The organism is Caulobacter sp. KR2-114 (assembly GCF_049446115.1).
In the GTDB taxonomy this organism is placed as follows: Bacteria; Pseudomonadota; Alphaproteobacteria; order Caulobacterales; family Caulobacteraceae; genus Acaudatibacter.
In genome coordinates, this window is sequence record NZ_JBMSEC010000004.1 from 353,651 (window position 1) to 365,988 (window position 12,338).

The 12,338-nt window shown below is 69.2% G+C and carries 12 protein-coding genes; 8 read left to right on the top strand and 4 right to left on the bottom strand.

The annotated features are described in order from the left end of the window. Positions 1-65 precede the first annotated feature (65 nt). The 8 genes from thrB (at position 66) to ACO2Q3_RS16945 (ending at position 4,624) form a co-directional block, all read left to right on the top strand. On the top strand, positions 66-1,043 hold the full coding sequence (gene thrB / locus ACO2Q3_RS16910) for a homoserine kinase (RefSeq protein ID WP_423308612.1): 978 nt from the start codon (positions 66-68) through the stop codon (positions 1,041-1,043). Further along, positions 1,040-1,486: a ribonuclease HI gene (gene rnhA, locus ACO2Q3_RS16915; RefSeq protein WP_423308614.1), complete on the top strand. Its 447-nt coding sequence runs from the start codon at positions 1,040-1,042 to the stop codon at positions 1,484-1,486. The genes thrB and rnhA overlap by 4 nt, the downstream gene beginning before the upstream one ends. Before the next feature lie 54 nt (positions 1,487-1,540). Then, positions 1,541-2,017: a MarR family winged helix-turn-helix transcriptional regulator gene (locus tag ACO2Q3_RS16920; protein WP_423308616.1), complete on the top strand. Its 477-nt coding sequence runs from the start codon at positions 1,541-1,543 to the stop codon at positions 2,015-2,017. Positions 2,018-2,354: 337 nt separating this feature from the next. Then, positions 2,355-2,690, top strand: a complete 336-nt coding sequence (locus ACO2Q3_RS16925) for a hypothetical protein (RefSeq protein ID WP_423308618.1) — start codon at positions 2,355-2,357, stop codon at positions 2,688-2,690. 65 nt (positions 2,691-2,755) lie between these two features. Next, entirely contained in the window at positions 2,756-2,899 is a 144-nt protein-coding gene (locus tag ACO2Q3_RS16930; RefSeq protein ID WP_423308620.1) for a hypothetical protein, read from the top strand. Between the two features lie 103 nt (positions 2,900-3,002). Further along, on the top strand, positions 3,003-3,308 hold the full coding sequence (locus tag ACO2Q3_RS16935) for a hypothetical protein (RefSeq protein ID WP_423308622.1): 306 nt from the start codon (positions 3,003-3,005) through the stop codon (positions 3,306-3,308). Continuing rightward, positions 3,305-3,577, top strand: coding sequence for a hypothetical protein (locus tag ACO2Q3_RS16940; RefSeq protein ID WP_423308624.1), 273 nt, complete (start codon positions 3,305-3,307; stop codon positions 3,575-3,577). The genes ACO2Q3_RS16935 and ACO2Q3_RS16940 overlap by 4 nt, the downstream gene beginning before the upstream one ends. A 105-nt stretch (positions 3,578-3,682) precedes the next feature. Then, positions 3,683-4,624: a TetR/AcrR family transcriptional regulator gene (locus ACO2Q3_RS16945; protein WP_423308626.1), complete on the top strand. Its 942-nt coding sequence runs from the start codon at positions 3,683-3,685 to the stop codon at positions 4,622-4,624. A 90-nt stretch (positions 4,625-4,714) separates the two neighbouring features. Here the strand turns inward: ACO2Q3_RS16945 and ACO2Q3_RS16950 are convergent, their stop codons facing one another. The 4 genes from ACO2Q3_RS16950 to ACO2Q3_RS16965 form a co-directional block, all read right to left on the bottom strand. Next, positions 4,715-7,474, bottom strand: coding sequence for a TonB-dependent receptor (locus ACO2Q3_RS16950; protein ID WP_423308628.1), 2,760 nt, complete (start codon positions 7,472-7,474; stop codon positions 4,715-4,717). Between the two features lie 171 nt (positions 7,475-7,645). Further along, the gene (locus ACO2Q3_RS16955) at positions 7,646-8,233 is read right to left on the bottom strand and encodes a TetR/AcrR family transcriptional regulator (protein WP_423308630.1); all 588 of its coding nucleotides are present in this window, start codon (positions 8,231-8,233) and stop codon (positions 7,646-7,648) included. Positions 8,234-8,345: 112 nt separating this feature from the next. After that, complete coding sequence (locus ACO2Q3_RS16960; protein ID WP_423308632.1) at positions 8,346-10,913, bottom strand: TonB-dependent receptor; 2,568 nt, start codon at positions 10,911-10,913, stop codon at positions 8,346-8,348. 322 nt (positions 10,914-11,235) lie between these two features. Beyond that, positions 11,236-12,330 (bottom strand): YncE family protein, encoded by a 1,095-nt coding sequence (locus tag ACO2Q3_RS16965; RefSeq protein ID WP_423308634.1) that lies wholly within the window; start codon positions 12,328-12,330, stop codon positions 11,236-11,238. Positions 12,331-12,338 lie beyond the last annotated feature (8 nt).

Genomic DNA, 12,338 nt, shown 5'->3' on the forward strand with positions numbered 1-12,338 from the left:
AGGTAAATCGGCGGCCCGTCGTCTGCATCCCTTGACGGGCAAGGCCTCGTCGCAGATCAACGGGCATGGCCGTCTATACCGACATCAGCGACGCCGAGCTGGAGGCGTTCCTCGCCGATTTCGACGTGGGCGAACCCCTGGCGTTCAAGGGCATCGCCGAGGGCATCCAGAATTCCAACTTCCTGCTGGAGACCGACCGCGGGCGCTACATCCTGACGGTCTATGAGCACCTGGTTCAGGCCGCCGACCTGCCGTTCTTCCTCGATCTGATGCAGTGGCTGGCCGAGCACGGCTATCCCAGCGCCACGCCGATCGCCGACCGTCAGGGCCAGACCCTGAAGACCCTGCGCGGCAAGCCCGCCGCCCTGGTCGCCTTCCTCACCGGGCTCTCCGTGCGCCGGCCCGGGGTGGCCCACTGCCGCGAGGCCGGCGAGGGCCTGGCCTGGCTGCACCAGGCCGGCGAGGGCTTCCCGCAGCGGCGGGTCAACGATCTGGGCCAGGCCGCCTGGTCCGGTTTCTTCGCCCCCCTGGCCGGGGCCGCCGACGACCTCAAGCCGGGCCTGGCCGCCACGATCCGCGCGGACCTGGCCGAGCTGGCCGTGGGCTGGCCGCGCGGCCTGCCCGAGGGCGTCGTCCACGCCGACTTCTTTCCGGACAACGTGTTCTTCCTGGAGGGCCGGTTCGCCGCGGCGATCGACTTCTATTTCGCCGCCTGGGACATCCTGGCCTACGACCTGGCGATCGCCCTGAACGCCTGGTGCTTCGAGCCCGATGGCAGCTTCAACGTCACCGCCGCCCGGGCGATGATCGACGGCTACCAGCGCCGCCGCCCGCTGTCGCCGGCCGAGAAGGCGGCCCTGCCGGTGCTGGCCCGCGGCGCGGCCATGCGCTTCTTCCTGACCCGGCTGAACGACTGGGGCTCCACCCCGCCCGGCGCTCTGGTGCGCCCCAAGGACCCGCTGGAATACGAGCGCAAGCTTGCGGTGCACCGCGAGGCGGCGCGCTCGGCCGACGGTCTGGCCCTGTTCGGAGCCATGGCGTGACCCCGCAGGTGATCATCTACACGGACGGCGCCTGTCGCGGGAATCCCGGGCCTGGCGGCTGGGGCGCGATCCTGTTCTCCGGCGGCCGCCAGAAGGAGCTGTGGGGCGGGGACCTGGCCACCACCAACAACCGCATGGAGCTGATGGCGGCGATCCAGGCGCTGGAGGCGCTGAAGAAGCCCTGCAAGGTCGAGCTGCACACCGACAGCCAGTACGTGCGCAACGGCATCGCCGAATGGCTGCCGCGCTGGAAGGCGCGTGGCTGGAAGACCACCACCAAGGGCGCGGTCAAGAACGAGGACCTGTGGCGCCGGCTGGACGCCGCGCGGCTGAAGCACGAGGTCGACTGGCGCTGGATTAAGGGCCACGCCGGCCATGAGCACAACGAGCGCGCCGACGCCCTGGCGCGCCAGGGCATGCTGGAAACCCTGGGCGAAGCGTGAGATTTGGTTTAGCGTTGAATTAGTACCGACGAACGGGGGCTTTAGGGAGGAACGATGAGCGCAGCCGCCAACGCCCGGACGGTGAACAGCCGGCCCCTCAAGGACCGCCCCGACGTGCGCTTCTTCACCGAGGTGGCGCTGATCGACCAGCTGTCGCGCCAGCGGGTGGAACGGGCGCTGCCGGAGGGCCTGTCGGCGGCCAGCTTCTCGGTGCTCGGCCGGTTCGCCCGCCTGGGCGGCGTCCAGAGCCCGGCCGAACTGGCGGCGGCCTTCCAGGTGACCAAGGGGGCGATGACCAACACCCTGCAGCGGCTGGAGGAGCAGGGTCTGGTGAAGATCGAGGCCGATCCCAGCGACGGCCGCCGCAAGCTGGTCACCCTGACCGAGGCGGGCTCGCGCCGGCACAACGAATGCCTGATGGCCCTCAAGCCGCCGCTGGACCGCGTGCGCCAGGCGTTCTCCGAGGCGGAGTTCGAGGCGGCGGTGCCGTTCCTCGAGGCCCTGCGCAAGTGGCTCGACAGCAACCGCTGACGGACCAGCCTTCCTCCCGAAGCTAGCAATGTCACACGTCCCAACCTCGGATGTGACCGGTCCTTCTCCCCTTGCGGGAGAAGGTGGCCCGCGCAGCGGGTCGGATGAGGGGTTGAAGATCCTTCGAGACTACCCTCAGAGGCTTGGCGCGGCGCCGACCTTCAACGCCTCGTCCACCCCTCATCCGTCTTGCTGCGCAAGACACCTTCTCCCGCAAGGGGAGAAGGGCGAGCGCAACGCTCCTCTGGGATATGTGAACATTCTAACCGCAGCGGGCGGGAGCGCTACCTTCCCCCTCCAGACGATCTTAACCCGTCCGCGCTAGAACCCTGGTCCCATGCCTGGCCCCATCGATCCCATCCAGCGCGCCGCCGCCGCCCGTCGGGCCCACCGCCAGATGCGCGAACGCGAGCGCGCCGAGGCCGGCGAAGAGATCGCCAACCTGCCCGTGCCGATCAGCGATCCGGTCGAGCCGCCGCCGCCGGAACCGCCGGCCAGCGCGGCCGCCGCGGCCTATGCGGCCCACCTGCTGGGGCAGTCGGGCCAGAAGCGCGGCCTGAAGGGCGGTCCGGCCACCCTGGAGAGCGCCCGCTCGGCCTATCTCGGCGCGGAGTGGTCCGGCCCAGCCGACCGGCGGGCCGGCAAGGGCAAGGTGACGAAGACAGAGATCTGAGCGTGGTTGCGCCGGCGGGGCGCGATCGGCTATGGAAGATGTGATCACGGAGACCGGCCCGGGGCATGACCCAGCCTGAGACCATGCTGATGCTGCTGACCACCGCCCTGGCGGGCGCGATCGGCTGCGCCGGCCTGACTCGTTCCATGCTCATGACCACCACCATTATTATGCAGCGCTCCAGAGCGGGGCGACCGCGCGCGACCTGACAACCGCGCCGCCGGATCGCAAGATCGAAGCCCCGCTCCTGACCAAGGCGCGGGGTTTTTTGTTGCGCGCTCGGCGGCCCTCCCACCCGAAGGACCCCAGCCCATGAACCTCCATCCAGGCTCCAACGCCGCCCTTCCCCCCGCGCCGCCCGGCCTCGGTGCGGCGCTGCACGTGCTGCACATCTCCACCGCCTCGCCCAGCGCCTGCCTGGATGCCGTGCAGAGCGCCCTGGGGCGTGTCGGCGGACAGCTGCGCGCCTTCAGCCTGCGCCCGGTCGGCGCCCGGTTCGAAGCCGTGCTGCGACTGGGGGGTCTGCCCGACACCGGCGCCGAGCGCGCCGCCGAGATGATCGCGGCCTGGCCCGAAGCCGGCACGGTCAGCGTCGAGCACCAGCTGGTGCGCGGGTGACCCCCGCCCGTCTGCCGGGGAGCGCACCCGGGCCGCGCCGGCTGTTCGTCATCGAGGCCCTCCCCGCGGCGGACAGCCTGCTGCGCATCCTCGAGCCGTTCGCCCTGCAGCAGGCGCGGCTGACCGCGGTGGCGATGGAACAGGCGCACGACGCCCTGAACGTGCGCATCGAGGCCGAAGACCTGTGCGACCAGCGCGCCGAGCGGCTGCGGCGGCGCCTGCAGGTCCTACCCACGGTGCGTAGCGTGGCGCTGGGCTGGCGCAGCTAGACCGCCAAGGCCGGTTTCCTTGCCGGCCGGACTCTGTAAGCTGCGCTGGCGGCGATGGTCGGGGGACGGCGCTGATGATGGGTTTTTTTGACGGAACTGATATAAATGGGCGTGGCTAGCCGCACGCCCGTCGTTCCGAACGCTCCGGCGCCCGTCGTCGCCGCGGCGGCGCACGTCCGCCCGACACACGCCCGCACCGACCTGTCGCGCAAGGATCTGCACGAGCTGGTCTGGAGCCAGCCGATGGCCGCCGCCGCGGCCGGACTTGGTTTGAGCCTGAACGGCCTGGCGAAGATCTGCGACCGGGTGATGGTGCCCTATCCCGGGCGCGGCTATTGGGGCCGCAGCCGTCCCGCCCGTCCGGCGGATCGCGCGCCCCTGCCCCCGGCCCCCTCCGGGTGCAGCGAGCTGGTCAGCATCACCCCAGGAATCTCCACCCTGCGCCGCAGCCGCACGCGCCTGTCGCCGGACGCCCGCCGTGAGCAGCTGATCGACCTGGCCGGCGCGGTGATCGCCCGCCACGGCCTCAGCGCCCTGACCATGAAGCGGGTGGCGCGCGAGGCGGGTGTCAGCGAGACCCAGGCGCACAACTATTTCCGTCGCCGCGAGGACCTGCTGGTGGCGCTGGCCCGCCGTGAGCTGGCGAGCATGTTCACCGCCCGCGACAGCGCTCGCGAGCGGGGGCTGGACGCCTCCACCCGCATCGCCCTGTCCACCGTCGCCTACCTGCGCCACGTCTCGCAGCGGGGCGCCCTGATCCAGGTGCTGCTCAACAGCCCCGAGGTGCGCCTTGCCCTGCGCGAGGAGCGCCGAGCGCGCGCCATGGCCGAGCGCTCCGCCACCGCCCAGAGGCTGCAGACCCGCTACGGCGTGGAGCCGGACATCGGCTATGGGACGACGGTGATCCTGACCGCGGTCACCCTGCGCGCCGGCCGCCTCGTGGCCGAGCGCAAGATCCCGCTGGAGATGGCCGAGCGGCTGAGCCTGGCGCTGATCGTCGCCGGCAATCGCGCGGTGGTGAAGGCGCCGCCACGCCCGGAAGGCTGACCGCCCCCGCAAAAAAGAACGACCTCCGCGCGGAACGCGGAGGCCAAGGAGGTGTCTGGAAAGGTCCGGGCCCGTCGGGCCCGGACGATCTCAGAAGCGCTTGCTGAGCGAGATGCCGTAGGTGGTCGGGTCGGCGATGATGATGGTGTTCTCGCTGCCGGTGATCGCCCCGCCCCCGGGCACCGCGCCGACGATGGTCCCCTGGGTTCCCAGGTTCTTGGCGAAGGCCTGGGCGCTGAAGCCGTTGTCCAGGTCGGCCAGGGTCACGGTCACGTTCACCGAGGCGTAGGGCTTCACATAAAGGCCCGGCGTGTTGAACAGGTCCGCGTACTGACCGCCGGTGTAGCGCACGTCCACGCGCGGCGTCAGGCGCCAGCTGTCGTTGATGTGGAAGGCGTACTGGGCGCCCACCGCGGCGGTCCAGTCCGGCGTGTTGGGCAGACGCTTGCCGGCGAAGGTTTCCGGCACCCCGCCGGTTTCCACCAGGCCGGTGCCGGGGTCCACCGGCACCCCGGCGCGCAGGTTGTACAGCGTGGCGATCGAGCCGGCGCTGGTGTCCGCGCAGTTCAGATTGGCCAGCACCGACACCGGCTCGACGCCGTTCTGGATGTCGTTCACCAGGGTGGCGAAGTTGGCCTTGTTGACGATGCACTGGCTGGTCAGCGTCTTGACCGCATAGAGCGTGTCCATGTGGCCGCCGGTCGGGTCGTACTGGTTGATCGACTGCGCCGTCGGCCCGCTCTTGATGCGGGTATTCAGGTAGCCGACCTGGGCGTTCAGCGCGAGGTCGCCGATCGGGCGCCACTGGGATTCAAACTCCAGGCCCCAGATGCGCGCGTTGACGTTGTTGGTGATGGTGCCGAACACCGCCGCCTGGCTGAACTGGTAGTTCTTGTAGTCGTAGTAGAAGCCGGTGAGGTTCAGCGTCAGGGTGTGGTTGAGCAGGGTGTTCTTGGTCCCGAGCTCCAGGGCGTCGACGAACTCCGGCGCATAGGGCGCCACCGAGATCAGGTTCGGCGGGTTGAACCCGCCGCCCTTGTAGCCATGCGAATACGAGGCATAGACCAGGGTCGCGTCGGTGAACGACAGCTTGGGCGTCCAGTCGAGGTTCACACGGCCGGTCGGCTCGTTGAAGGTCAGGCTCTGCGGCGTCAGGAACTGGATGCCGAACGCCGGGCTGCCGGGGGGCCCGCCCACGGGCGAGAGCAGGTTGCTGGCGCTGGTGTTGGCGTCGAACACCTTGTGGTCGCTGGTGTAGCGGAAGCCGCCGGTCAGCTTCAGGTCCGGGGTGATGTTCCAGTACACCTCGCCGAAGATCGCCTTCGACGTCAGGGTGTAGGGGTTCAGGCTCTCGAAATAGGCGTGGCCGCCGTTCGCCGTCTCGCGCGGGTTGGGGTCGGCCGGCAGGCCGAGGAACCCGCCCAGGAACGCGTTGAAGTTGTCGAACACGAACACGGCGTCGTTCTTGTGCGTATGCAGATAGAAGGCGCCGACGCTGAAGTTCACCGGGCCCGAGAACGACGAGGCCAGGCGCACTTCCTCGCTGTATTCCTCGCTGAACAGCCGGTCGAAGGTGCCAGAGGTATAATTGGCCAGGGTCTGGCCGCCGGCGATCTGCGGGTCGGTGATGGTGAACGGGAACGGCGTCGCTGCGCGCAGCCCGCCGGCCCCGTACAGGGACCGGTCGCGGTCGTAGGTGGTCAGCGACGACAGCTTCAGGCTGTCGGTGATGTCCCATTCGGCGCTGAACTGGGCCAGGTCGTTGCGGGTCAGGTTGGTCGGATTGACGTCGATGTTGACGTCATAGGCGCCCGTCGGCTGCACGTTGTTGGCGAACAGGTTCCCCGCGGCCAGGTGGTTCTCCACCGCCAGCCGGTTGCCGAAGGTGCCCACGCCGTTGAGGATCCCGCCGCGCGAGCCGGCGGCGTAGATGTTCGGGGTCAGCGAACAGCCGAAGCTGAGGTAGTTGCGCACCGCCGCATTGGTCACCGCCACGCCGCCGATCGACGACGGCCCGGGGTCGGTGATGCAGGAATTGGTCGACACGCCGGCGTTGCCGCCGCCGCTGTCGTCCTCGGCGAAGTGCTCCCACATCAGGTAGGCGTGGAACTTCGAGTTCGGCGTGAACGACACCGTCGCCCGGGTGGCCCAGATGTTCTGGGCGTTGGTGCGCGTGCCGTTGAATTCGTTGAACTGGTAGCCGTCGTGCTTGGAGAAGTCCCCGGCCACCCGCACGGCGAACATGTCGCCCAGCGGGATGTTGATGAACCCGTTGCCCTTGTAGGTCCCGTAGTTGCCGGCCTCGGCGGTGATCGCGCCGGCGAACTTGTCGACCGGCTTCGAGGTGATGATGTTGATCACCCCGCCGGTGGCGTTGCGGCCGTAGAGGGTGCCCTGCGGCCCGCGCAGCACTTCCACCTGGTTGATGTCGAAGAAGTCGGCCTGCGCCAGGCGGCCGGACGACACCGGCGCGTCGTTCTCGTGCACCGCCACGCCCGCGTCGCCGGCGGTGGTGACCAGCTGGTAGCCGATGCCGCGGATGGCGAAGTCAGGCTTGCCGTAGAGGCCCGGCTGGAAGCTCATGTTCGGCACGGTGCTGGCCAGGTTGGCGCCCGTGTCGATGCGCTGCGCCTTCAGGTCCTGGGCGCTGAGCGCCGACACCGCGATCGGCGTCTGCTGCAGGTTCTCGGACTTGCGCTCGGCGACGACCACGATGTCGCCGACCGTGTTGTTGTCCGCCGCCGCCGTCGATGTGGGGGCCGCCTGGGCGTCCGCCGCCCACGCGCCGCCGCCGAATCCGCACACGCCGATGATCGCTCCCGAAAGCAGGAGCCCACGCTTGAAATCCACTGTTTCCCCCTTGTGGGTCAAAATTTTTTGGCCGGCCCGTCAGGCCGAAACGGGGGGACGCTTACGCCTCACGGCGTGGCGGTCAAGTTACTTGTGCAATCGTCAAAACCTGGGCCGTCATTCGCCACCCGCGGCGTGACCGCGCGGCAACACTGGAGGGAACGGGACGGCTCAGCCTGCGCGGTCGTCGGCGCGGAACGCAGCGACGCTGGCGCGGACCAGCTTCAGGCAAAGCCCGCGCGCCCGGTCGATCCGCATTTCCCCCGAGGCGGCAAGACGCCCGGCTTCCTCGGGGATGGTGGCGATCAGGCCCATGGCGGCGACCGCTTCCTGGGCGCCAAGGCCAAGCTCGCGTCGCCCGGCGCGGGCCAGCCGGCGCATGATCCGGTCCCTGATCCGGCGGTTTTCCGCGCTCACATGCCCCATCATGTACCGATCGCGCAGGATAAGATGGACGATCGGTCCATTACTGGCGACATCGTCAAAATAGAGACCTGCCGCCGCCAGGGCGGCGGCTTCGAGCGGCGTGCGGCCCGACGCCTCGTCCAGGCCGGCGGCGAGCATGGCCTCCAGCCGCTGCGCCAGCAGGGCGTTGAACAGGTCGTACTGGGTCGGGAAATAGGCATAGACCAGCGCCTTGCTGACCCCGGCGGCCTGACTGAGCCGCTCCGGCGCCGCCGGCAGGTGGCCCTGGGCCAGCACCAGCTCGGCGGCGGCGGCCATCAGCTGCGCGCGCCGCATGTTCGACGCCAGTCGCACGGCGAGCCCCCCGCTGTCCACGTTCCCTCGATCAGCTTGGCACGACCGGCGCCTCGCTGAGAAGTCCCGCAGACCGGACCCGGCGGGGCGCGCCCTGGGTTCGGCGGCCCCCCTAGAACTTCACCCGCAGGCCGACACGATAGTCCGCATCGTAGAACTCGTTCTGCACGGGGAAGGCCTTGCTCGTGGTCTGCGTGAACTCCAGGTGGGTATTGGTGATGTTCTTCACCTCCACATAGGCCTGGAGGGCCGTGGTGACGTCGTAGGTGGCGCCGAAGTCCAGTCGGAAGCGGGGCTGCGAATAGAGGTCGGTGGAGGCGTCCCCGCCGACCGCCCAGAGGTTGGTCGACACGTAGGTCGCGCCCAGCTTCAGGAACACCGGTCCGCGCCGGTAGAACAGCGCCGCATTGTAGGTGAGCGGCGAGGTCTGCGGCAGGGCATGGTGCTCGCCTGGGCGAATCTGCCCCCCGGAGTCCACGTACGTCAGGTTGCCCTCGAAGCCGATGCCGGCCAACGGCCCAGGCAGGAATTCGAACTGCTGGCTGTAGTCCAGCTCGACGCCCCCGGCGTGAGCCGATCCCACGTTGGAAAAGCTGGTCAGGTTGACCTTTTGGCCGCTGAAACCCGGCACGTCCGTCGCCCCGATGGTCACCGTCGGGATGATGTAGTCGCTGAACCACTTGTAGAAGGCGCCCACCGACACCACGCCGCCATGCGGCAGATCGTAGGACGCCATCAGGTCGATGTTGCGGCCGATCGTCGGCCTCAGGCCGGGGTTGCCCTGGCTGACCTGGGGCGTGGCGTTCTGCACGTCGATGGTCCGCGCGGCGGTGATCTGGTTGAAGCCCGGCCGGGCGATGGCCGTGGAGAACGAGGCGCGCAGCTGCAGGTGCTCGCCGGCCTGGTACTTCAGGCTCAGGTCCGGGAACACGTTCGCATAGCTGTGCCGGGCCACGTTCGGGCCGATCAGATTGCCGTCCTGGTCCACGTCGTTGGCGCGGTAGGTCCCATCGGTGGCCTCGGCCCGGACGCCGCCAACCACGTCCAGGGCGCCGAAGCTGGCGCTGTACTGCACATAGCCGGCATAGACGTTCTCGTTGTCGTTCTCGAAGGTGGAAGGGTCGGCCACCAGCGGCGTCTGCGGGATGGTCAGCAGCTTGGCGTAGTCCGGCGCCGGGCCGATGTTGTAGGCCCCCTTGTAGTAGAGGGTGTCGGGTCCGCCCACGAAGCCGGCCAGCGACAGGGTGTCGACGGTGAAGCCGGCCGCATAGGCCTGCGCCCGGCGGACCCGCTCGCGGACACTGGCGCCGAAGGCCAGTACGCCGCCCTCGCCGACGAGATGGATCGGCGCGGAGAAGTTGACCACGCCGGCATATTCCTGGTCGCTGTTCTTCGACGGCGAATTGCCCTTCGACAGCGCGGTGTACAGCGCCGGATTGGTCAGGTCGACGCCGCCCAGCGCCCGGTAGGTCGGGCGGTTCGGATCGGCGTTGTTGTAGACGACGTTGATCCCGGTCGGGTCGCTGAACCGCGCGTTGATCGCGTATGGGAACTGGTCGGACCCCTTGGTCCACGACCCGCGCGCGTCCACAGTGAAGACGCCGACGGTGGTCTTGCCGCCGACCTCGATCAGGTCGTTGCCGAGTTCTTCCTTGGTGGTGATGTCGGAATAGTACGGCGTCACGCCGTTGGACGTGAAGGCGCCCGTGGCGTTGTTCACGGCGACGATGTTGTCGGCCAGGTGGTTGAGAACGAACTCCTGCTTGTGCGCCGTCTCCGTGTAGCCGGCGTGGAAGCCGCGCAGATAGAGCTCGGTGGTGTCGCTGACGCTGTACGTTGCGCCGCCGCCGAAGCCCTGCCGCGTGCGGTGGTACTGGTACCAGCGGTACTGCACGTCATCGAACGCCTTGCTGGCCAGGAAGGCGCTGGTTCCCGCGGGAACCACCGTGGGGTCGTTGATGTAGTCGGCCTCGATGTCGTCGATGCCGCGGGAATCCTTCAGGAAGCCGTAGCTGAGGATCACCGCCAGCCTGTCGCCAAAGAAGCGTTTGCCGAAGGTGACGTCGCCCTTGTAGACGCCGGTCTTGCGCAGCGCCTCGACGCCGCCGCCGATCGAGGCGTCGAAGACGTGGTCCTGGCCGGCGGGAAGGCTGCGGGGCTGGATGTTGACCACACCGCCCAGGCCCTCGGCGTCCATCGCCGGGGTGATCGACTTGATCACCTCGAGGCCGCCGAAGAAGCCCGCCGGGAAGGCGTCCAGGGCGACCGCACGCGCGCCGCCCTGCGGCGAGGCCGGGTTGTTGGCCATCATGCGCACGCCGTCGTAGGTCGTGCCGTTGAGATCGGCGTCCATCCCCCGGATGTTGACGAAGCGCCCCGCGCCGGAGTCCGACTCCATGGAGACCCCGGGCAGCCGCTGCAGGGCTTCGGCCGCGTTCTCGTCGGGTAGCGAGCGGATCTGCTCCAGCGGCGCGATGTCCATGATCACCTGCGCCTGCTTCTTCACGTCGACCGCCTGAGGCCGTGTGCCCGTGACCACCACGGTCTCGACGTTGGTGGAGCCCGCGATGGCGTTGGCCGTGTCCGCCGCCGCGGCGTGGGCGGGCGGGCCGAGCCCCAGCACGATCGCGGCGCCCCCGGCGGTCGCCAGGAGTCCGGACAGCCGATGTTGCATTGCCATGGATGATCCCCCTGGAAGACGCGCACACGGAAGGACTCTCGCCGCGCCAATCAGGGGGTTCTAGGAAGCAAGATTAACAGTATAGATTCGCTCTTGCGACCGTTTTGAGAACAAAGATTGAGAATAATCAATGTCCATCCGGCCGTTGTTCATCAACACACCATCACGACGTCGCGCCCTAGGAAGCACGACGACGGAAGGCGGCCATCCATTTACATCAGTCAGCCACCTGCCTCTATATCTTGACTTCCGGCAAGCGCCCCGCACAGGCCGCTAGGGGATGGCCGTCCCTCGCTCGGCCGATGGCCCCGGCTCGAGGAGCTCAGGGCGTGACCGTCAGGATACGGAAGGTGCCCGCAACCGGCTTCGGCTTGCCCTCGGCGGTGATCGCGTAGTCGGCGGTCGGCAGGTACAGCCGGCCGGTGGCCGGGTCCTCGGCGATGGTGCGGGCCCCGCGCGTGGTGGGGATGTGACCGACCACCGCCACGTCGTGTGGACCGGCCACCTTGACCACGGCGATCTCGCCGCCCTGCGTCGCGCTGCCGGCGGTGGGGATGTAGGCCACGCCCCGCTGGGCGTCGTAGACCAGTTCGTCCGGATGCGGACCGATCGCCAGATCGGCGACCTGATGCCCGTCGTCGGCGCTCAGCACCTTGGCGTGCCCATTGCCGCAGGCCGAGATCAACAGCCGGTAAGGCGCCACATAGCCCATCGCCGTGGGCCCCTCGCAGCCGGCCAGCTTGTAGCGCGCCAGCACCTTACGGCCCTTAATGTCCAAGACCACCAGCTCGGCCCTATCCTCGACGTTGATGAACGCCCGGCCGGCGCCGTCGGTCTCGACCCACTCCAGCGCCCCGCCCACCGAGATGCGCGCCACCTCCTTGCCGGCGGCCGGATCGACCAGGGAGACGTCGCCGCTGTCGGCGTTCATGGCCAGGATCAGGCCGGTGGCCGCATCGAAGGTCGCCGCGTCCGGGTCCTTGCCCACGGCGATCGTGGCCTCGGGCGCGCCGGTGGCGCCGTTGGCGATGACCACCGTTCCGGCCGTGCCGTTGGTGATCATCAGTCGCCCGTCGGGCAGGGCGCGGACCGTATGCACGCGTGCGCCGGGCGCGATCTGGCTGAGCGTTCCGGTGGCGACGTCCAGCGCCTCGACCCCAAAGCCGCGGGCGATCAGCACCCGGCCGTGCGCGGCGTCGAAGGCGGCGTAGTCCCACGGACCGTCGGGGCCCGGCGTCTGGGTCGTCACCCCGCCGGCATGGGCGCTCGCCGCCCCCATGAGGGCCGTACAGGCCAGCAGCGCCGCCCACATCCTGCTCGTTCGCGCGTGCATCTTGTCCGGCTCCTTGGCGATCGGGACCGGCGCGACGTCAACGGTCGCGGCGGCGGTGGGGTGCAGACCTAGGCGCTGCGCCATGGGGGGCG

What these genes read in the sequence shown, in the direction of transcription:
- thrB (WP_423308612.1), top strand. Translation starts at nt 66, where the DNA reads ATGGCCGTCTATACCGACATCAGCGACGCCGAGCTGGAGGCGTTCCTC.
- ACO2Q3_RS16920 (WP_423308616.1), top strand. Translation starts at nt 1,541, where the DNA reads ATGAGCGCAGCCGCCAACGCCCGGACGGTGAACAGCCGGCCCCTCAAG.
- ACO2Q3_RS16925 (WP_423308618.1), top strand. Translation starts at nt 2,355, where the DNA reads ATGCCTGGCCCCATCGATCCCATCCAGCGCGCCGCCGCCGCCCGTCGG.
- ACO2Q3_RS16930 (WP_423308620.1), top strand. Translation starts at nt 2,756, where the DNA reads ATGACCCAGCCTGAGACCATGCTGATGCTGCTGACCACCGCCCTGGCG.
- ACO2Q3_RS16935 (WP_423308622.1), top strand. Translation starts at nt 3,003, where the DNA reads ATGAACCTCCATCCAGGCTCCAACGCCGCCCTTCCCCCCGCGCCGCCC.
- ACO2Q3_RS16945 (WP_423308626.1), top strand. Translation starts at nt 3,683, where the DNA reads ATGGGCGTGGCTAGCCGCACGCCCGTCGTTCCGAACGCTCCGGCGCCC.
- ACO2Q3_RS16960 (WP_423308632.1), bottom strand. Translation starts at nt 10,913, where the DNA reads ATGGCAATGCAACATCGGCTGTCCGGACTCCTGGCGACCGCCGGGGGC.
- ACO2Q3_RS16965 (WP_423308634.1), bottom strand. Translation starts at nt 12,330, where the DNA reads ATGGCGCAGCGCCTAGGTCTGCACCCCACCGCCGCCGCGACCGTTGAC.